Origin of the sequence: Nocardia pseudovaccinii, from assembly GCF_050942345.1 — a bacterium.
Lineage (GTDB): Bacteria > Actinomycetota > Actinomycetes > Mycobacteriales > Mycobacteriaceae > Nocardia > Nocardia pseudovaccinii.
Genome location: NZ_CP192074.1, coordinates 6,670,231 through 6,688,576, shown reverse-complemented (window position 1 = coordinate 6,688,576; position 18,346 = coordinate 6,670,231). Strand labels below are relative to the sequence as shown.

The following is an 18,346-nucleotide window of genomic DNA, read 5'->3' as shown; positions in this document are numbered from 1 at the left end:
CCATTGTGTGACGAACGACCTTGACGCCCTCCTGACCGCACTGTACGTGAAAATCGACGATGAATTGGCGGGTCCACGCTGGACGGGGCGGCCACCGGTGCTGACCGACTCGGAACTGGTGTGCCTGGCGGTGGCCCAGTCGCTGCTCGGATTCACCTCCGAATCGCACTGGCTGCGCTACGCCCGCAAGCATCTGACCGGGATGTTCCCGTACCTGCCACAGCAGTCCGGGTACAACAAGCGGCTGCGCAACGCGTTGGGACTGGTCAAGCGGGTGATCCGAATGCTGGCTCGCGCCAGCGATTTCTGGCTCGACGACTGCTGGATCGTGGACTCGACTCCGGTGCCGTGTGGCATGTCCCGACCCACGGTGAAGCGGTCGGAGCTGGCCGGGTGGGCCGGCTACGGCTACTGCGCTTCCCACTCCCGCTTCTACTGGGGGCTGAAACTGTATCTGGTGTGTACCCCGGCCGGAATGCCGATCCTGTGGGCCCTAGCAGACCCGAAAATCGGTGAACGCGAGGTGCTTTCGGCCATGCTCGAAGTCGATTCAGCTGTAGCCGCTGAGCACGAGGGCATCCTGTTGATCTGCGATAAGGGCTTCGCGGGCCGTGAGTTCGAAACACTGGTGGGCGAGTACGGGATCACCATGCTTCGCCCGTCCCGCAAGGACGAGAAAACCCGATACGGTGAGCCGTTACTGAAAAAGGTCCGCCAGTTGATCGAGTCGGTCAACGACACTCTCAAAGGCCAGCTCGACCTGGAAGACCACGGCGGACATTCCTACCAGGGCGTGGCGATCCGCGTTGCCCAGCGCATCCTGGCGATGGCCACCGCGATCTGGCACAACACCCTGATCGGCGCACCAATCACCCGGTCGCTGATCGCTTACGATCACTGACCGGCCTTCGGACTTACTCGTCTAGGAGTCGATGTAGCGAATTTTGCCCTGGTGGACGAGATCGCTGAGCGCTCCGAGTGTCTCCTCGATGTCGGTTTCGGGGCTGGGCCGGTGAACCTGGTAGAGGTCGATCCAGTTGATTGCGGCGAGGGCGTTGAGGCTGTGGGGGAGCCGATGAACGGCACCAGGACCGTCAACACAGCGAGCAGCTCTGCGGCGGGTGTTGCCGACGGTGAGATTGCCACCGACGCGGCCGGTGACCCTGGTTGTTCGCGCCGCCGCGGCCGGCGAGCATCGCGAAGGTGATCAGCTCGCGGGTGGGCAGGTCGAGGCCGCCACGGCCGACGGTGTCGTCGAAGCAGTTCTCGGCCAGGTACCGCTGCAAGTGTGCTTCGTCGGCAGGGGATGTCGTTGATCCGTTTCTCGACCCGTCCGCGCCGCCGACGATCTTGGCCTGCACGGTCTTTCCGTAGTCGAATGGCGTCTGTGGCGTGGGAGCCGACTGGCCGGGCAGCGGCAGCTCGATTCCGGCGGCGGTCAGGATGTCATTGACAGCGTGCAGGTAGTCGTATGCGCGGGCCAGGCCGACGTTCGAGATGCGCTGGCGCGCAAGGTCTTATCGTCTTCCCCGCCCCGCGCCAGGTAGCGCGGCGCGGAGGCCGGTCCGGTCGACTGCCCGAGATATAGTCGTGTGCGGCGGTCGCGCCCGCCCGACTCCGAGCTGGCGAACGCCCACGCAGTGGCCGATACTGAGGACAAGCCGTCTCCGACACAGCGTGATGTCGATGCCTACCAGCCTGTTGGTCAGCGTGGGGGTCTATGGGAAGAGTCGAGATGAGCAAATCCAACCGGGCACGTAGTCGCGCTGTGCGCCAGCGTAGGGCGGCGACCGGAAGTGGCTACGCACGCGCCGCGCGGGAAGTTGGCGGTCCCACAGGGCAATCCGGTCGGAACCGTACCGATGCTGTCCGCGCCCATACTCGCGCGCTGGCGTTAAACCAAGCTGCCGATACAGCTCGGCGAGACGCCGAAATCCGATCGTTGCAGGCCCAGGGCCTCTGCGGCGACATCACGGCTGTGAGCGCCGACCCTCGGCGCGGCTCCCGGCCGGTCCGGGCGCTCGCCGCCGAACGTCCATGGCGGGCGCATCAGCGCCAGCCCCATTTGACAGAAGTCTCCACAAAAGCCGGGACGGTCCAGCGAGCAGCATCCTCTGCTCGCCTCTGCCACGGTGCCCGGCGATCTCTGAACCGCCCCAACGGGACCGTTCAGCAGACCGCACGTTAGACAGTAATCCACAGCGGCCCCATGATGATCGATGACTTCGACGATCAGCCGATGAACCCCGAGTTGCCGACAGGCACACCGCAGATGGCAGATCCTCGTGTCCAGCAACTGAGTCCGGCTCCTTCGCATCCTCCCGACTTCGACCGACCCTAGGAAGCGCATCATGTCGTATGCCACTATCAACCCGTACTCCAACGAACTTGTGAAGTCTTTTCCCGACGCGACAAACGCAGAGGTCGACGCGGCGCTCGACAATGCGCATGCGGCATTTCAGTCATGGAGCCGTGTGCCACTGACGGAGCGCTGTGCAATACTCGCGCGGGCTGCGAAGCTCGTAGATGAGCGAGCGGAGGAGCTCGCACGACTCAACACTCTCGAGATGGGGAAGCTTTACGCGGAATCCCTCGTCGAGGTCCGCGATCTCGCGGCCACAATGCTCAGTTGGGTTGCTCAGAACGCCGAAGAAGCACTGAGGCCAACCCCCATTGCGTCGACCATGGCGGACCAGGAATTCATGCGTATCTACCAGGCGCAGGGCATAGTTCTCGAAATAGAGCCGTGGAACGGGCCCTTCTACCAGGCTATTCGCGGCTTCGCGCCCGCCGCCGCGGGCGGCAATGTGGTCATACTCAAGCACGCCGAAAGCGTGCCGCAGTGCGCCGCGGCCATAGTCCAGCTACTACACGATGCGGGCCTGCCGGACGGGGTGTGGCAGAATCTTTACGCCACCCACGACCAAGTAGACCGAATCATCTCCGACCCGCGCGTGCGCGTCGTTACGTTGACCGGCAGCTCTAGGGTCGGCGCAATTATTGCTGCGAAAGCGGGGAAAGCCCTGCGGAAGTCCGTCCTCGAGCTCGGCGGCTCGGATGCCTTCATCGTTCTTCCCGACGCGGACCTCGAGTCGACAGTCACGGGCGCGATGTTCGCGCGTTTTTTTGTGAGCGGTCAGGTGTGCATCTCTGCCAAGCGGATCATTGTCGTCGACGCTGTGTACAACGAGTTTGTCGAGCGACTGACTGCTGCTATGACTGCATTGAATCCTGGTGATCCGTTCGATGAGAACACAACTCTGGCCCCCCTCTCATCACAAGCGCAGGCCAACAGGGTCAAGGAACAGATTGCTAAAGCTGTTGCGCATGGCGCGAAGGCCACCGAGGTCGGGAACCCTGTGCCGACGACAGGTGCGTTCGTTCAGCCGACGATCCTGACCAACGTCGCGAAGGACAACCCTGTGTTCTACGACGAAGTTTTCGGCCCAGTTCCGATGATTTTCCGCGTTCCGGACGTCGACGCTGCGGTCGAACTCGCGAACGATTCGCCGTTCGGACTCAGCGGCTCGGTTTGGAGTCAAGATGTCGCGAGCGCCGTCGAAGTGGCCAAACGACTCGACACAGGAATGGTCAGCGTCAACGAACCCTTCGCTGACACATCCTTCGACCTGCCTCTGGGCGGTGTGAAAAACTCCGGGTACGGCTACGAACTGGGACTCGACGGTATCCGCGAGTTTTGTAACCACAAGTCGATCACTCTGCCGGTCGGCGTTCATGCACGCTACGGAACCACCACCGAGGAGATTGCGATCGCCTGACTGAACGCATCCAAATTCACGATCAAGCGCGTCGCCGGCGCTTCGGTTCGGCTCAACATGCGCAACGTGACGCTCCAGCCTGCCACCCCATACGGAACAGGCAGGCTGGAGCACGACCGAGAGCAACTCTGGCGGGCACGCCCGGCTGCGGCCGCCTCTGCGAGATAACTGTCGACCGACGAGCGAACCCCGAATTTCGCGCTTTGTGGGCACACCGCGGGTGTAGTAGATCGCTGACCTGAGAGCAAGCCCACATCTAAAACCCTGCCGCGTCACCCTGCCACCGAAGATGAGCGGCGTCCACACCGTCGAATAGCCCCTGACCGGTCAGCCACGATGATGGGTCGACCGCGCAGCGAGGTGCCAGCTGTGCTGGTCCTTTTCCTAAAAAATAACCCCGGAGTTCGTTGGGGTCTTTGGTCGCGGTTTCCTTGCTGGCCTTGGGGTTTTCCGTGCTCTGGTGGTTTTTGGCCGTTCTGACTCAACTTCAGGTATTCCGAGCAGCTCTCGCGTTTGATGATGCTCCAGCGGTGGAACTGAAGGCCAGGAGGCGCGGTGGGGTTGTCGGTCGTGCGGGATCTGCGCGAGGTGCGTGCGGCGGCGGGCCCGGAGGATATCGAACGGTTCGAGACCGACGTGTTCGCGGGGTTTGTCCTGGCTCGTTGCGCAGCTGGGTTGTCGGACAACACAATTCGCTCGGACGTCAGTCACTTGGAGCAGGTGCGGACCTGGTTCAGCAAACCGTTGTGGGACATGCTGCCCGCGGACGCGGACGTGTATTTCGGCACGGTGCTGCGTCCGGTGCCGATCCCCACGAGACTTGCTCGGGCGCAGGCGATCAGAACGTATTTCGAGTTCCTGGAACTGCGGCACAAGATCGAGATCCATAACCTGACCGGCCGTGTCGTCGAGTGTCCGATCGACGAGATCAACCGGCCCAGGGGGCGGCTGCATGCCAAGCTGCGAATCCCGCCGGCCGCCGAGCAGATCGCGCGGTTGTTCGCCGGGTGGCGTGGGGAGCTGGCGACCTGCCGTAAGTTCGGGCCCGTTGCCCGCAACTACGCCGCGGCGAGATTGATGAGCGAGGTGGGGTTGCGGGTGAACGAGGCGCGCCATCTGGATCTGACCGATATCAAGTGGGATCTGGGCAGGTTCGGCAAACTCCATGTCCGCCATGGCAAAGGCGCCCGGGGTTCCGGGCCCCGCGAACGCATGGTGCCGCTGATCAACGGCGCTGGCCGGACCCTGCGCTGGTTCGTCGAGGACGTGTGGTGCCAGCTCGGCGACGATCCCGCGCGGTTGGGTGCGCCGCTGTTCTGTTCGGAGCGCCGTAACGCCGATGGCACCGCGGCCCGGGTGAGCAGCGAGACGTTGCGGGCCGGACTGGCGGAGGCCGCGGTCCGGCATCTGCCGGAATGGCCGCAGAGTCTGACTCCGCATGTTCTGCGCCATTTCTGCGCAAGCGAATTGTATTCGGGTGGAATGGATTTGATCGCTATCCAGGAAACATTAGGCCACTCCTGGGTTGCCACGACGATGAATTACATCCATGTTCATCGCACGCATGTCGAGGACGCGTGGCTTGCCGGGCAGGACCGCGCCGCCCAACGGTTGAAGGGACTGGGGATATGAAGTGGAACTTGCGGTTGGCCGCGGCCAACCGCGGCATCTGGAAAGCCAGCGAGCTGCAACGCCAGCTCGCCCAGCACGGCCTGGCGATCAGTGCCGGGAAGATGTCCGGGCTGTGGTCGGGCAACCCGGCCAGCATCAAGCTCGAAGACCTGGACATCATCTGCGCCGTGCTGGGCTGCGGAGTCGAGGAACTCCTCATCGCCGAGCCCGACAAGATCGATCGGCCGGTCGCCGACGTCGAGCCGACGGTCTCGACCGGAACCGGTGGGATGGTGGTAACGCCCAAACGCCGTGACGGCCGGTCACTTCCACCCGAGTGACCAGGCGCAGACCGGAGTGGCTCGAGCAGACGCGGGTTGCCCGGCGGGCATCGAACAACCAGGCGGACAGCTGCCCCGAATGCCTGGCCTGGGGGATGTTGTATGGCGGCTACTGCCGCGCCTGCTACGACTTCCGGCGGCGCCACCCCAGCGCCCTCTGCGCTGTGTGTGCTCGGGTCGTGCCGCTGAAGAACGGCTATTGCCGGCTGTGCTGGCTGCAGGCCGCCGCGCTGGCCGCGGATCCGCTGATCGTCACCGAGGACGATCTCGCACGGGTGACCTGCCACCAGTTGTGGTTCGCGGGGATGACCAAGATGCGTGGCCCGCGCTCCGGGGTGCGGTTGCGCGCCCGCCTCCGGACGACTGTCGCCGCCCTGCCGTCATCAGAGCCGGAGACGGACACCGGCGGACAACTGCAGTTGCATCTGCCAGGGGCCGGCAGGGCTTTCGACTGGGCCCAGCATGCCGAGCTCACCAGCCCCGCGCTGGTCCGTGCGCGTCGGGTCGCCCGAGTGCTGGGTGAGGGCCGTGGCTGGAACACCAAGCTGGTCGCTGAGCTGGACCGGGCGCTGGTCATCCTGCTGTCCGGACACGGCGACCGCGAACAGTTCCGCTACTCGGAGTTGATCGGCGTGCTGCACCGCTACGGCGTCAGCATCGACCGGGTCGCCGAGGTACTCGGCGAGATCGGCTTGCTGGTCGATGACCGTGTCCCGGCCTTCGACAGCTGGCTGGAGGACAAACTCGCCACCCTGGCGCCGGGTATCGCCGCGGACGTCCGCAGCTGGGCGCAGGTGTTACGGCATGGCGGGCCCCGCCGCCAGCCCCGCAATATCCACACCGTCCGGGTCTATGTGCGCGCCGCCCATCCCGTGTTGGTCGAATGGTCCACCCGCTACGACCATCTGCGCGAAGTCACCCCTGGCGACGTCAGAGCGGTCGTCGGCGCCTTGCGGGGCCACCGTCGCCGCCAAGCCCTCGGCGCGCTGCGCTCGCTGACGCGGCACTGCAAGAAAAACGGCACCATCTTCGCTGACCCCGCAGCACGAGTCCGCCTCGGAAGCCGTGGCGATCCGATCATTATTCCCTTGCGCGGCAACCAAATCGACGACGCGACCAAGGCTGCGATCACCCCCGCGGCCCGGATCGCGCTCGCCCTGGCCGCAGTCCACGCCGCGCGCCCCGAAGCCATCCGCACCCTGCGCCTGGACGATGTCAACCTCGGCAACCGGCGGCTGACCATCAACTCTGTGACCCGCCCGCTCGACGACCTCACGCACCGGCTCCTGCTCGACTGGCTCGAAGACCGGCGGAAACGCTGGCCGAACACCGCCAACCCGCACCTGATCATTAACAAACAGACCGCTTCGAATACCCGAGCCATCAGCGTCAACGCGCTGACCGCGCCGTTCCGCCGGCAAGCCGCCACCCTAGAAGCCTTGCGTGTCGACCGTCAACTCGACGAAGCGCTCACCCACGGTCCCGACCCCCTGCACCTGGCCGTCGTATTCGGACTCGAAGAGAGCACAGCAATCCGATACTGCGCCGCCGCGCGGCAACTCCTGCAAACCCCCGCCGAGGAACACGAGCCGCCGGGTTAAGCACGAACCCAAGGACAGACTCGCCCCAAATCCCTTGAATACCCTTGGGTTCCCGCCGAAGAACCCTCAGTTTGCGTGAACTCCGGGCAAAGGCGTGGTCTCCCGCCGAACCGGATTTGATGGTTTCCCGATCATCCGGCTCTCCAGTGAACTACTGCGTGAGTGGTGCGGCCGGGTGCCCGGTGTGGATGTGGTCGTGGCAGGCGGCGCAGACCACGAGGGTCTTGCGTCGCCGGTTTGCCATGGCTGTAATCCATTGGGGCTGAAGCGGTCCGGGTATTCCTAGTTCTGCGAGTTTGCGGATGGCTTCGACGTTGCCCACGGTGCCGCAGAGTTCGCAGGTGTCCGCGAGGAGCCGGGTCAGGATCTCCTTGTGCGGGTAGTCGACCCGGATGGGCTGGGAGTCGGTGACTCTCGCCGTCTTCTGCTGCCGCAGCAGAATATCGCCGAACCGTGCGACCAGTGGCTTCCTGCTTTGTCGCTCGATCCGCGCTTCGAAGCAGGTGCGAGGCCCGTGTGGTGTCACGATCTTGGCCTTGTGCTTGGCCGCCATCTTCGACACCGACTGTCTGGCCGCGACAGCCGAACTTCACTGGCAGAAACTCAACTGAAGCGAGGAAGCCGTCGTCATCCTCGGCCCCGGGGCGAAACATGCGGACTGCTACGGTCCCAAGAATAGTCGCTCATTAGGCAACCTGGTGTCGGGCAAGTTATCTTGTATTGTGTGGTGTACGAACTCGACTGAAAACCAGCGTTTTTGTTGCGAATCCTGGACAAAATTGACGGCGGCACGCTTGTTTGCCCGAAAGTCGAACGCTTGTCCACCCAGCCAAATCCGCACGTGGACGTCATCGTGCGCCGTTACTCCTTGCCCCCCAGTGGATTTCAGCACGGCATCGAGGTGTCGTCGCTGTCGACCTGCCACGCAGATGTCAGCGAGTTCACGAGTTCGTGCTTGAGCCATCGGGTTTCCTCTGTGTCAATTCGGCAAGGTTCGAGACTCCCACAGAGCAATTCCAGGAAGCGCTCCCGATGTACTCCGAACGCAACGAGCAGGTCCCCGGTGCTGCCGCCTCCGAAAGGTGCCCAGCGGATGGCTAACTCGATTTTCAGCCCTGCCTCCGTGTCGACTGAGCGTGTCGAACGGAGAAAATGCAACTGGCTCAGTGACCTTCGCATCCAGTGTGCACTGTAGTCTCTCCCGCTACGCGCCTTCGGGTCTTGACTGTGGCGGGGTTGGGGTTTCTCCGGGGAACGCCTTTGCTGAATTGTTCTGACAGCTGTTGCCTGTCCGGTCCGTGAGTTCATGACTGACCTCGGAATACTGTGCTCGGTGTTGTAGGCGAATCGGTCTGTTTGCACACGATTTGCGATCGGTGAAGAGTTCGCATTCGTCACCCTCCTCGGCGTTCAGTCCGTCGCTGCAACGACTGCATCGCGACCGGCGACCCCGGGGCGTGGAACTACTACGTTCGCGGGGCGCGCACCAGGGACACCACCGATCGGTACTCCGCTTCCACCGCCAGGCCGCAGGAGTGAGTGATAGTCGGGGGTTAGACATCCCAGGACCGTAGGTTGTCAAGCGGCTTCGGTGTTTCGGTTGGTTTGTCGGTGTGCCCAGGCGGTTTCTTCGTTGTAGGGGGTGTGGTGGCGAAGGCATCCGTGGAGGATGCCGACGAGGCGGTTTCCGAGGGCGCGCAGGGCTTGGTGGTGCAGGTCTCCGGCGGTGCGTCGCTGGTCGTAGTAGGTGCGGGCGCCGGGGCTGTTCTGCAGGGTGCAGAAGGCCCAGGCGTCGATGGCGTCGTAGAGTCGCCGGTGGCGGGCGAGTACGGCGCGTTTTCTGCCGGATGCGACGGTCAATGGTGAGGTTCCGGCGTAGTTTTTGCGAGACTTGGCGGTGGTGTAGCGGTTCGGGTCGTCCCCGAACTCACCGAGCACCCGGGCGCCGAGGATGACACCGAGTCCTGGCAGGGAGAGGTAGATTCCGGCGTCCGGGTGTGTCTCAAAATGTGACGCGAGCGCGGTTTCGAGTTCGCTGATCGCGGTGTTGATCTCGGTGATGATGCCGACCGCGGCGCGGGTGGTGGCGGCGAACGCGGTGGTGATTGCGTCGGTCGTGTGCAGATGTTCGGTGCGTAGCGCGGCCTGGATCTGCTGGGCACGTTGTTCGATATTGCGTTGGCGCCCAGCACGTTTGAGCGTGGCCTGGATCGCGGACATACTCAGCCGGGCGCCTTCGGCCGGGCTGGGTGCGCGCCCGAGCACGGCGAGTGCGTCACGGCAGGCCAGATCATCGAAAGCCTCCAGCGCGGCCGGGAAGTACTCGCGCAGCGCCGACCGCAGGGCGTTGGTGTGCCGGTTACGTGCCCAGATCAGGTTCTGGTGTCCGCGGGCGAGGACCTTGATCGCCTCGGCTTCGGGGCTGTCACCGGCGATCGGGCGGTGGTTATGCCGGTCGGTGCGTACCAGATCGGCGAGCAGTTTCGCGTCTCCGGCATCGGATTTCGCCCCGGAAACGTGATGGCGGTCGCGGTAGCGGGCGACCGCGAGCGGGTTGATCGCATACACCTGATAGCCGCTGGTGGCCAGCGCGTCGACCCACAAACCCCGGTCGGTTTCGATGCCGATCACGACCTCACGCGGATCGGCCGCATGGGCGGCCACCAGGTCGTGGAAGATGCTGATGCCTGCTAGTCCCTCGGGCAGGCGCCGTGAGGCCAGCCGTTTGCCGTTCTCGTTCATGATGTGGACGTCGTGGTGATCTTCGGCCCAGTCATCGCCGACGAAGATCAACGGATCACCCCTCTTCCTCATGCGGATCAACGGAAATGTGTTCGAGCCCAAGGCGACCCGGCGGCGACCTAATGGATCAGTGCTCAACCCGGCACGACACCCCATCAGCGCTACAAGCAGCCTCACCGACCGGCCGGGGCACGATCTAACCCTAGTAGGACTTTGTTAGGTCGGGAAGGTGTGGTGGCAGAGCGGGCAGGTGCCGATCCAGATGGCAAGTGCGCGTTGGATTTCGCGGACGATGCCGTAGAGGGTCAGTCCTGCCCGGATGCTTTTGGGCTGGTCAGCCGCAGCGTGGTGAGGAACAGGTGGGCGGCGGTGACGAGGGTGGTGTGGTGGTGCCAGCCGAGCCAGGAGCGGCCCTCGAAATGGTCGAGGCCGAGGGCGTCTTTGAGTTCGCGGTAGTCGTGCTCGATGCGCCAGCGGATCTTTGCCAGCCGGACCAGTTCGGTGATCGGGGTGTCGGCGGGCAGGGTGGACAGCCAGTAGTCGGTGGGCTCGGTTGCACCCGACGGCCATTCGGCGACAAGCCAGAGTTCGGGCAGGCTGCCGTCGACGGCGCGGGCGATGGTGCGGTTGGCGGGCCGGACCTGGGCCGCGGTGAACTGCGAGCGCATCGCGGCGGCCGGGTTGGCGGGACCGGTTTTGGTGCCGTGGCGCCAGGTCACCTCCTGCAGTGCGTGGCGACCGGCGGTCATGACGAGGTCTTTGCATGTCGTCGGCGGGTCGGGGTAGTGGGATTTCGGCGGGCGCCCGTTACCGCACCATGGTGGTGTCACCGGTATGGCATCGCCGGGGTGGATGCTGGTGGTGGCTTTGACGGCGACGACGTAGGCCAAGCCGCGGTCGGTGAGTCCTTGCCGGAATTCGGTGGCGTCGCCGTAGCCGGCGTCGGCGACGATCACCGGCGGCAGGGTGCGGCCCCAGGCGAGCAGTTCATCGATCATCTCCAGGGCTTGTTCCCACTTGCGGCGGTGGTGCTCGTTGCCGGGGATCGCGGCCTTCGCCCGACGCGCGGTGATCGCCGCTTTCTGCTCCGCGTCGCCCGCGGCCCGATAGTCCCAGCTGGCGGGCAGGAACAACCGCCAGTTCAGGGGTGCGGAGGCGTGGTCGGTCACCGCATGCACACTGACCGCGACCTGGCAGTTGCCGACCTTGCCCAGGGTGCCCGAATACTGGCGGGCCACGCACGGCGAGGCGTCACCGTCCTTGGCGAACCCGGTGTCATCGACCGCCCACGCCTGCGGTGTGATCACCTCACACGCCTTGCGCGACAACACCTTCCGCACCGGCACCACATCCCACGGCGAGGAGGTCACGAACTGCTGCAACCGCTGATGATCGCACCCCAACCGCTCGGCCATCGGCTGCATCGACTTGCGTTTGCCGTCCAGCATCACCCCACGCACATACACCCCGGCCGTGGCCACCCGGTCCTTACGCGCCAGCGACGAGAACACCTCGCCCACAAAGGAATCGAGGTGTTCACCGACCTCGCCCAGACCTACCGCATCCACCCCGCCATGGTCTCGAGAAACACGCCGGAACTCGAGCCGACACACTCCATAGTGACTGACCTAACAAAGTCCTACTAGGAATCGGACAGCACTCCAGGTGGCAGAAGTGCTCACCGACCGGCGGCTCGGTTGATCAGCCTGGCCCCGACTGTTCACGCCCAGTCGTAGGCTCGCCGATCGCCTCCCATTAGGCGGCAAGCGGCTGTGGGGTGTGGGGATAGTGGCGGCCGAGGCGGTCGAGCAGGTTGTTGAGGTCGGAGCGGGTGAAGGTCCAGTCGAATGGGCGAGCGGCGGTGTTGTAGCGGTTCTGGAAGGCCAGCAGGCGGGTGGTGAGGGTGTCGAGGTCGGGAAAATCGTCGGGTGTGAGCGCTTTGCGTTGGACGGCGGAGAAGTAGATTTCCACCTGGTTCAACCAGGAGGCGTGCACTGGCAGGTGGATCATGTGGGCGTTGGGGTAGGCGTCGTTCAATCGTTTCGCGGCGGCCCAATTGCGGTGGGAGGCACCGTTGTCCACGATCCAGAACACGCGCCGAGCGCTGGCGTAGGGTTCTTGGGTCATGACCTGGTCGGTGAGCCGGGTGAAGGGTTCGATGCCGGTGGTCGGTTCGCAGCGGCCGATGACGTGGGCGCGGTGCACGTCGTAGGCGGCGAAGTAGGCCAGGGTGCCGTAACGGGAGTACTCCGATTCGACTCGCATCGGGCGACCAGCGGCCGGCGCCAAGCTGGGATACTTGCGGTGTCGGGCCTGGACACCGGGTTTCTCGTCGGCCGACAACACGAAGTCGTGCTCGCCGAGTGGTTCGTTTTCCCAGACCCGGGCGTAGAGGTCGAGTGCGCGTGCGGCTTTCTCCGCGAAGTAGGGGTCGCGGGGAAAGATCCAGGACCGATGCTGCCACGGTTTGATCGCGTCGGCGGCCAGCCACCTGCGCACCGTCGAGGCCGAGACCTGATCGACGATTCCCCTGGTCACGGCCTCGCGAGCCAATTCCGGACAACTCCAACGGGTCAACGGCACCTCGGCCTCGCCGGGCAGTTCACAGGCCAGGGCCTTGACCTCGGCGACGATTTCGGCGGCGAACACTCGGGGCCGCCCACTGCGGGCGCGGTCAGTCAATCCATCGATTCCATTGCGGCAGAATCGTTTACGCCACTTCCGGGCTGTGTCAGCGTGGATTCCGAGGCTGCGCGCGATCTCAGTGTTGGACGCCCCGTCGGCGGCAGCGAGCACGATCCGCGCCCGCAACACCTGCCGGTGCGCCGCCGTTGCCCGGCGGGTGATCCCCGCCAACTCCGACCGTTGCTCCGCGGACAGGCGCACGACATACGGGCTGAGCATCGCCAAAATCAAATTCCCTTGTCCCTCAACACTATTGAGCCAGGAGAACTCTGACCGATCGTGGATGCCAGGCCGGGTGGACACGCCGTCGGAGCACCTGAAAAGCTCACAGGCATGGCCTCGCCACCGGAATCGACCAAGACCTCGCTACGACAGCGACTACTGGCCCGAGCAGGTGAACGCTGGCCGCAGCTGACCGGCTTGCAGGTCCGTCACCGCGGCCAATTCGCCTACATCACCGGCGAACTCGCCGACGGCACAACCATGCCAATGTTCCGGCTGCGCTACGGCGGGTCCGCCACCACCTGGGGATTCGCCATCTACCTGGCCAGCCGCGACACCTACGAGGACTCCATCCTGCCCAGCGGCCTGCCCACCGGCACCCCAGCCGAGGCCCTCGACTGCGCCTGCGGCCTCTACCTCAACGACCCCACCGCCTGGCAACCCCCGACGAACTAACGGGCGCACCCAATAGACGAGTAAGTCCGAAGGCCGGTCAGTGATCGTAAGCGATCAGCGACCGGGTGATTGGTGCGCCGATCAGGGTGTTGTGCCAGATCGCGGTGGCCATCGCCAGGATGCGCTGGGCAACGCGGATCGCCACGCCCTGGTAGGAATGTCCGCCGTGGTCTTCCAGGTCGAGCTGGCCTTTGAGAGTGTCGTTGACCGACTCGATCAACTGGCGGACCTTTTTCAGTAACGGCTCACCGTATCGGGTTTTCTCGTCCTTGCGGGACGGGCGAAGCATGGTGATCCCGTACTCGCCCACCAGTGTTTCGAACTCACGGCCCGCGAAGCCCTTATCGCAGATCAACAGGATGCCCTCGTGCTCAGCGGCTACAGCTGAATCGACGTCGAGCATGGCCGAAAGCACCTCGCGTTCACCGATTTTCGGGTCTGCTAGGGCCCACAGGATCGGCATTCCGGCCGGGGTACACACCAGATACAGTTTCAGCCCCCAGTAGAAGCGGGAGTGGGAAGCGCAGTAGCCGTAGCCGGCCCACCCGGCCAGCTCCGACCGCTTCACCGTGGGTCGGGACATGCCACACGGCACCGGAGTCGAGTCCACGATCCAGCAGTCGTCGAGCCAGAAATCGCTGGCGCGAGCCAGCATTCGGATCACCCGCTTGACCAGTCCCAACGCGTTGCGCAGCCGCTTGTTGTACCCGGACTGCTGTGGCAGGTACGGGAACATCCCGGTCAGATGCTTGCGGGCGTAGCGCAGCCAGTGCGATTCGGAGGTGAATCCGAGCAGCGACTGGGCCACCGCCAGGCACACCAGTTCCGAGTCGGTCAGCACCGGTGGCCGCCCCGTCCAGCGTGGACCCGCCAATTCATCGTCGATTTTCACGTACAGTGCGGTCAGGAGGGCGTCAAGGTCGTTCGTCACACAATGGTCTTCGGCGCCCTCCGTCCATGTCCAGGCAACGCCGGGACTTCGGACTTACTCGTCTAGCCTGTGGCGAACAGGGATTGATGCCTACATTCGCTACGCCCACGTCCACATCGGCTGCGGATCTTGACCGGTTCACGGTCCAGAAGGTTCGCCACCGCGACGGCCGCATGTCGCATTGGATCTTCACCCCGTCCGGCGAGGTGCACCGTCCGTCGCTGGCGGTGCTGACCAGGTACGGGACCTCGACACAGGAGACCTACGCCTACAGCCTGGTCGATCACCTGAACTGGCTGTACGTGAACAACCGCGGCCCGGACACGGTCACCTTCGATGACCTGCGCCGCTACATGAACGGCGTGACCGGCCGGGCCGACGGTGTCTACGGCCTGGTCTGGCGCCGTCCGGGTCAGAAGCCGCTGGGCCCGTCGGCTGCGGGCAACGTCGCGACGGTGGTGAAGGCCTACTACCTGGCGCTGCGAGTGACCGGTGAGGTCCGGCCGGATCTGATCGAGGCGTTGACCTCTGGGCGCAGTTTCACCCGTCGTGGCCGGCGGCCGGTCGAGTCGAATCCTCTTGCCCCGCACAAGGGTTCGCGTCGGCCGCGGTTTCTGCCGGACGAGGTCGTCGAGGCGTTGTTCGAGCCCGGGGTTCTCAGGACTGCCCGGGACGTCATGATCGTGAGCTGGTTGCACGACGGTGGTCTGCGCGTCGGCGGGCTCTGTGGGTTGCGGTTCTGCGACCTGCATCTGACCCGGAACCACCCCTGCGGGCAGCGCGCCGACCCGCATGTCCACGTCGTCGGCCGCGACGACAACCCCAACCTGGCTCGCGCGAAGTCCTACGTCCCAGCGATCGCTGCCCGCGACGGCTACACCGTCGACGGGGTGATCCGCGCGGTCTCGGCCGACATGATCAGCACGTTCTACGCCTACCTACTCGACGAATTCGGCCCGATCCAGCACCTGGTCGACCACGAGCAGATCCTGATCCACCTCACCGGCAACAGTGCCGGCGCAGCGCTGCATACCGGTGGTGTCCGAAAGATGTTGCGCCGGGCCTGTTCTCGCGCTGGCCTGAATATTCGCGTGGTTCCGCATTCCTTCCGGCACAAGGCCGCGGCCGCGCTCTATGCCGAGTCCGATTTCAACGCCGAACTGGTGGCCCAGGAATTCGGCTGGTCCAGCCCATCCATGGTTACCGACGTCTACGGAAAGTCGGCCAACCGGCACGCGATGAAGTTCCTGCAACAGGCGTGGGACGCCACCGCCCGCCCACCGGCCGAGCCCTATCTTGCACCGCAACAGACCCCCGGAGCCGACTCGTGACCGCCCCGGACAACACCTTGACCTCCGTTGCGGCCACGGCGGCCGAGTATCTGGGTCTGGACTCGCAGCGACGCTACGAGATCGTCAGCCAGCAGTTCCCGGACTGGCTGCGAGCGGAGCCGATCGAGTTTCCGCCGCACCACTCCACCTACGGCTGGCACTGCCGTGTCGAAGACTGTGAGGCCGGGATGCACGCGACCGCGCCGTCAGCCCAGCTCTGCGTCGACCATGCACGTCGATACGACCAGGTCAAGGGCAGTGTCTCCTATGAGGCATTCATCGCCGCTGCCGAGCCGAACCGGTCGAAAACCTTCGGTTGGGCGCTGGTGCGCGGCCCTGGCTGCGCGGTGGGTGACTGCGAACGGGAGCAGGTGGCTCGAGGCTACTGCCGATCCCACTTCAATTCGTTGCGCAAGGCCCAGGCCAAGGGGACGAGCGAAAGCAATTGGCGCCCAAGGCAGAAGCCGCTGCCACAGGTGGGGCAATGCGCGATCGATCGCTGTGTCCACGACAAGGTCACGAACATGGCCCTCGGCGGGGTCGAGCAGGCACTCTGCAACAACCATGCCCAGCACCTGAGGAACTGCCCGAAACGCCCGGAAGCGTCGCGGCCCGCCGCGGAATGGGAAGCGTTCTTCGGCGATCCGACCGTCGTCGCCTCCACGTTGCCGCCCAGCGCCCGGGGCCTGCTGTCACTTGCTGCGTTGCCGACCGGCCTGCAACGCGAGATCCGATACGCCCTGCATCGGCATGCTCAGCTCGCCTGGCGCGCCCAGTGGCGGCCATCGGTCCTTCGGACGATCGTCGAGATGCTGGCCTCGGCGGGGGTTCGCTCGCTCAGCGATCCAAAGGTCGCCGAGATAGCAGCTGCGAACATCCGGAATCTGCGGTATGTGTTGCTGGCCTTGGTCTCTGCGGCTCGAAGCCTCATGTTCACCGCCGACTCGGCCAGAGCCGCCGGGTGGTTCGACCCGATCCTGGTCGGTGCGGCACCGTTTCGCGACGCGGGAGGGGTCTGCCGGCGAAGGCCTTGGGACCTCACCCCGGTGAAACAACGCTGGCTTCGCGATGTCCTCTGGGATCATCTGCGCGACGAAGCGCTCAAACCCGCTGGCAAGGGCCCTACAGCCCAGACCATCTACTACCGGCTCGGCGGCATCGGGCTCTTGTCGGCCGTGCTCGAACAGAACCGAGGCGACCGCGGTGAGAACCCACAGGCATTGGGCAAGGCCGACGCGGAAACGGTCAAGCAGACCTGGGACCTGTGGTTCCAGGAGAAGATTCCGCTGCCGGTGGTCACGCCCTACGACCAGCCGCGGGTGTTCAGCGCATCGACACGGCAGGTTCTCATGTCCGCAGTCCGTATCGTCCTGCGCGATGCCCGCGCTCGAGGCCGCACCGCCGCCGAACTCGATCCGTTCATCCTCAGCCTGCCGGAATACCCTGTCCCGCAGAAGAATCCGAGGCCACGGCCGTTGAGCTACGGCGACTTCCAGCTGCTGGTCGCACCGGAGAGCTTGCAGGCTCTCGACGCTCTCGATATCGAGAACGCCGGTCTGTCCGATATCTGGCTCACCCACGCATTCCAAGGAGGCCGGATCGTCGAGACACTCGGGCTCCGGCTCGGCTGCCTCGGGATCGTCGGCGCCGCTCAACCCTATATCTGGCGTGATATCGCCAAGGCCGGTGTCGTCGACTACGGGATGCCTTGCTACCTACCGGTTTACGAACGCCTGCTCCAACGGCAGAAGATCACCCGAGCCAGACTGCGCACCCGCTACCGCGACGAATTGGCCGGCCTCGACGAGCACGGACGGACTCGTCTGGAAGCCTCCTGGGAACGCGAGATGCCGCTGTTTCCCCGCACGAACGCCAACTACGACCTGACGCTGTTCGCCTCGGCGGCCTGGTTCCGTGACCTGTTCAACGAATGGCTGCAAGGACTGGGGCTCAGCTCGGTCACCTCGCACCAGACCCGGGCGACGCTGGCCACCTCACTGCTGAACAACGGCGCCCCACCGGCACTGGTCCGGCAGTTGCTTGGGCATTTCTCCGAGAAAGCGCTGGCCCACTACGCCAGCTACAGCGACGACACCATGTCCCGGCACCTGCAACGGATCTGGGCGGCCGGGCCCGGGATGGACAAGCCCGGCACCATCCTGCTGCGCCCCACCGAGCTGAAAGCCGACAATCCCGCCGCCGCGGCGGCCCGGATCGACCTGAGCGTGGTGCCTGTCGAGCACGGTCTCTGCCGCTACGGCCCGGTCGTGGGCGGCGCGTCCTGCCCCTACGGCAAGAACTGCAGCGACGGCCCGAAAGGCCCCTGCGAGCACTTCGTACTCACCGGCGCAGACCTGGCCTACTGGGAACGCAAACGCGACGCGGCAGCCCACTTCGCCGAAGGAGCGCCCACCGACCAGGCCCGCGACTACATCCTCAACCAATGGGAACCCTGGGAACCCGTGCTCACCGGCCTGCGCCAAGCACTCGACGAGCTCGGCCTGCTCGAAGCCGCCGAACAGCTGGACCTGCGCAGCCCGGTCCACGACTACTTCGACCCGCTGTTCTCCACCGGATTCCACCTGAGGCAACCGAACTCACCCAGTGAAACCGCCTGACCACAGCACCCGACCAGAAAGTCCAAACC

The 18,346-nt window shown here is 64.9% G+C and carries 15 protein-coding genes and 1 pseudogene; 8 read left to right on the top strand and 8 right to left on the bottom strand.

Annotated elements, in window-relative coordinates:
- Positions 1–7 precede the first annotated feature (7 nt).
- Positions 8–901, top strand: coding sequence for an IS982 family transposase (locus ACQPZ2_RS30075; RefSeq protein ID WP_433520785.1), 894 nt, complete (start codon positions 8–10; stop codon positions 899–901).
- Positions 902–922: 21 nt separating this feature from the next.
- Here the strand turns inward: ACQPZ2_RS30075 and ACQPZ2_RS30070 are convergent.
- Positions 923–1,066: pseudogene (locus tag ACQPZ2_RS30070) on the bottom strand (aldo/keto reductase); the annotation flags it as partial.
- Between the two features lie 28 nt (positions 1,067–1,094).
- On the bottom strand, positions 1,095–1,361 hold the full coding sequence (locus tag ACQPZ2_RS30065) for a carboxymuconolactone decarboxylase family protein (protein WP_433521538.1): 267 nt from the start codon (positions 1,359–1,361) through the stop codon (positions 1,095–1,097).
- 990 nt (positions 1,362–2,351) lie between these two features.
- Here ACQPZ2_RS30065 and ACQPZ2_RS30060 point away from each other — a divergent pair.
- The 4 genes from ACQPZ2_RS30060 to ACQPZ2_RS30045 all read left to right on the top strand — a co-directional run bounded on the left by ACQPZ2_RS30060 (position 2,352) and on the right by ACQPZ2_RS30045 (position 7,332).
- Complete coding sequence (locus tag ACQPZ2_RS30060) at positions 2,352–3,779, top strand: aldehyde dehydrogenase family protein (RefSeq protein ID WP_433521537.1); 1,428 nt, start codon at positions 2,352–2,354, stop codon at positions 3,777–3,779.
- Positions 3,780–4,334: 555 nt separating this feature from the next.
- The gene (locus ACQPZ2_RS30055; RefSeq protein ID WP_433521536.1) at positions 4,335–5,411 is read left to right on the top strand and encodes a tyrosine-type recombinase/integrase; all 1,077 of its coding nucleotides are present in this window, start codon (positions 4,335–4,337) and stop codon (positions 5,409–5,411) included.
- Positions 5,408–5,731, top strand: coding sequence for a helix-turn-helix domain-containing protein (locus ACQPZ2_RS30050; RefSeq protein ID WP_433521535.1), 324 nt, complete (start codon positions 5,408–5,410; stop codon positions 5,729–5,731). The genes ACQPZ2_RS30055 and ACQPZ2_RS30050 overlap by 4 nt, the downstream gene beginning before the upstream one ends.
- Positions 5,728–7,332, top strand: a complete 1,605-nt coding sequence (locus tag ACQPZ2_RS30045; protein ID WP_433521534.1) for a hypothetical protein — start codon at positions 5,728–5,730, stop codon at positions 7,330–7,332. Before ACQPZ2_RS30050 ends, ACQPZ2_RS30045 begins: the two co-directional genes overlap by 4 nt.
- Before the next feature lie 151 nt (positions 7,333–7,483).
- On the opposite strand, the gene ACQPZ2_RS30040 is transcribed toward ACQPZ2_RS30045, so the two are convergent.
- The 5 genes from ACQPZ2_RS30040 to ACQPZ2_RS30020 all read right to left on the bottom strand — a co-directional run bounded on the left by ACQPZ2_RS30040 (position 7,484) and on the right by ACQPZ2_RS30020 (position 12,978).
- On the bottom strand, positions 7,484–7,885 hold the full coding sequence (locus ACQPZ2_RS30040; RefSeq protein ID WP_433521533.1) for a hypothetical protein: 402 nt from the start codon (positions 7,883–7,885) through the stop codon (positions 7,484–7,486).
- A gap of 857 nt (positions 7,886–8,742) precedes the next feature.
- Positions 8,743–8,865: a hypothetical protein gene (locus ACQPZ2_RS30035; protein ID WP_433527561.1), complete on the bottom strand. Its 123-nt coding sequence runs from the start codon at positions 8,863–8,865 to the stop codon at positions 8,743–8,745.
- A 45-nt stretch (positions 8,866–8,910) separates the two neighbouring features.
- Positions 8,911–10,125, bottom strand: a complete 1,215-nt coding sequence (locus ACQPZ2_RS30030; protein ID WP_433527560.1) for an IS110 family transposase — start codon at positions 10,123–10,125, stop codon at positions 8,911–8,913.
- A 254-nt stretch (positions 10,126–10,379) separates the two neighbouring features.
- Complete coding sequence (locus ACQPZ2_RS30025) at positions 10,380–11,642, bottom strand: IS701 family transposase (protein WP_433520731.1); 1,263 nt, start codon at positions 11,640–11,642, stop codon at positions 10,380–10,382.
- A gap of 187 nt (positions 11,643–11,829) precedes the next feature.
- On the bottom strand, positions 11,830–12,978 hold the full coding sequence (locus tag ACQPZ2_RS30020) for an IS630 family transposase (protein ID WP_433521532.1): 1,149 nt from the start codon (positions 12,976–12,978) through the stop codon (positions 11,830–11,832).
- A 114-nt stretch (positions 12,979–13,092) separates the two neighbouring features.
- Here ACQPZ2_RS30020 and ACQPZ2_RS30015 point away from each other — a divergent pair, with 114 nt between their 5' ends.
- Positions 13,093–13,437 (top strand): hypothetical protein, encoded by a 345-nt coding sequence (locus ACQPZ2_RS30015; RefSeq protein ID WP_433521531.1) that lies wholly within the window; start codon positions 13,093–13,095, stop codon positions 13,435–13,437.
- Between the two features lie 37 nt (positions 13,438–13,474).
- Here the strand turns inward: ACQPZ2_RS30015 and ACQPZ2_RS30010 are convergent, their stop codons facing one another.
- Positions 13,475–14,368, bottom strand: coding sequence for an IS982 family transposase (locus ACQPZ2_RS30010; RefSeq protein WP_433521530.1), 894 nt, complete (start codon positions 14,366–14,368; stop codon positions 13,475–13,477).
- 86 nt (positions 14,369–14,454) lie between these two features.
- Here ACQPZ2_RS30010 and ACQPZ2_RS30005 point away from each other — a divergent pair, with 86 nt between their 5' ends.
- Together ACQPZ2_RS30005 and ACQPZ2_RS30000 are read left to right on the top strand one after the other, a co-directional pair.
- Positions 14,455–15,699 carry a tyrosine-type recombinase/integrase gene (locus ACQPZ2_RS30005; RefSeq protein ID WP_433521529.1) on the top strand — a complete coding sequence of 415 codons (1,245 nt, stop codon included), beginning with the start codon at positions 14,455–14,457 and terminating at the stop codon, positions 15,697–15,699.
- The gene (locus ACQPZ2_RS30000; protein ID WP_433521528.1) at positions 15,696–18,317 is read left to right on the top strand and encodes a tyrosine-type recombinase/integrase; all 2,622 of its coding nucleotides are present in this window, start codon (positions 15,696–15,698) and stop codon (positions 18,315–18,317) included. Before ACQPZ2_RS30005 ends, ACQPZ2_RS30000 begins: the two co-directional genes overlap by 4 nt.
- Positions 18,318–18,346 lie beyond the last annotated feature (29 nt).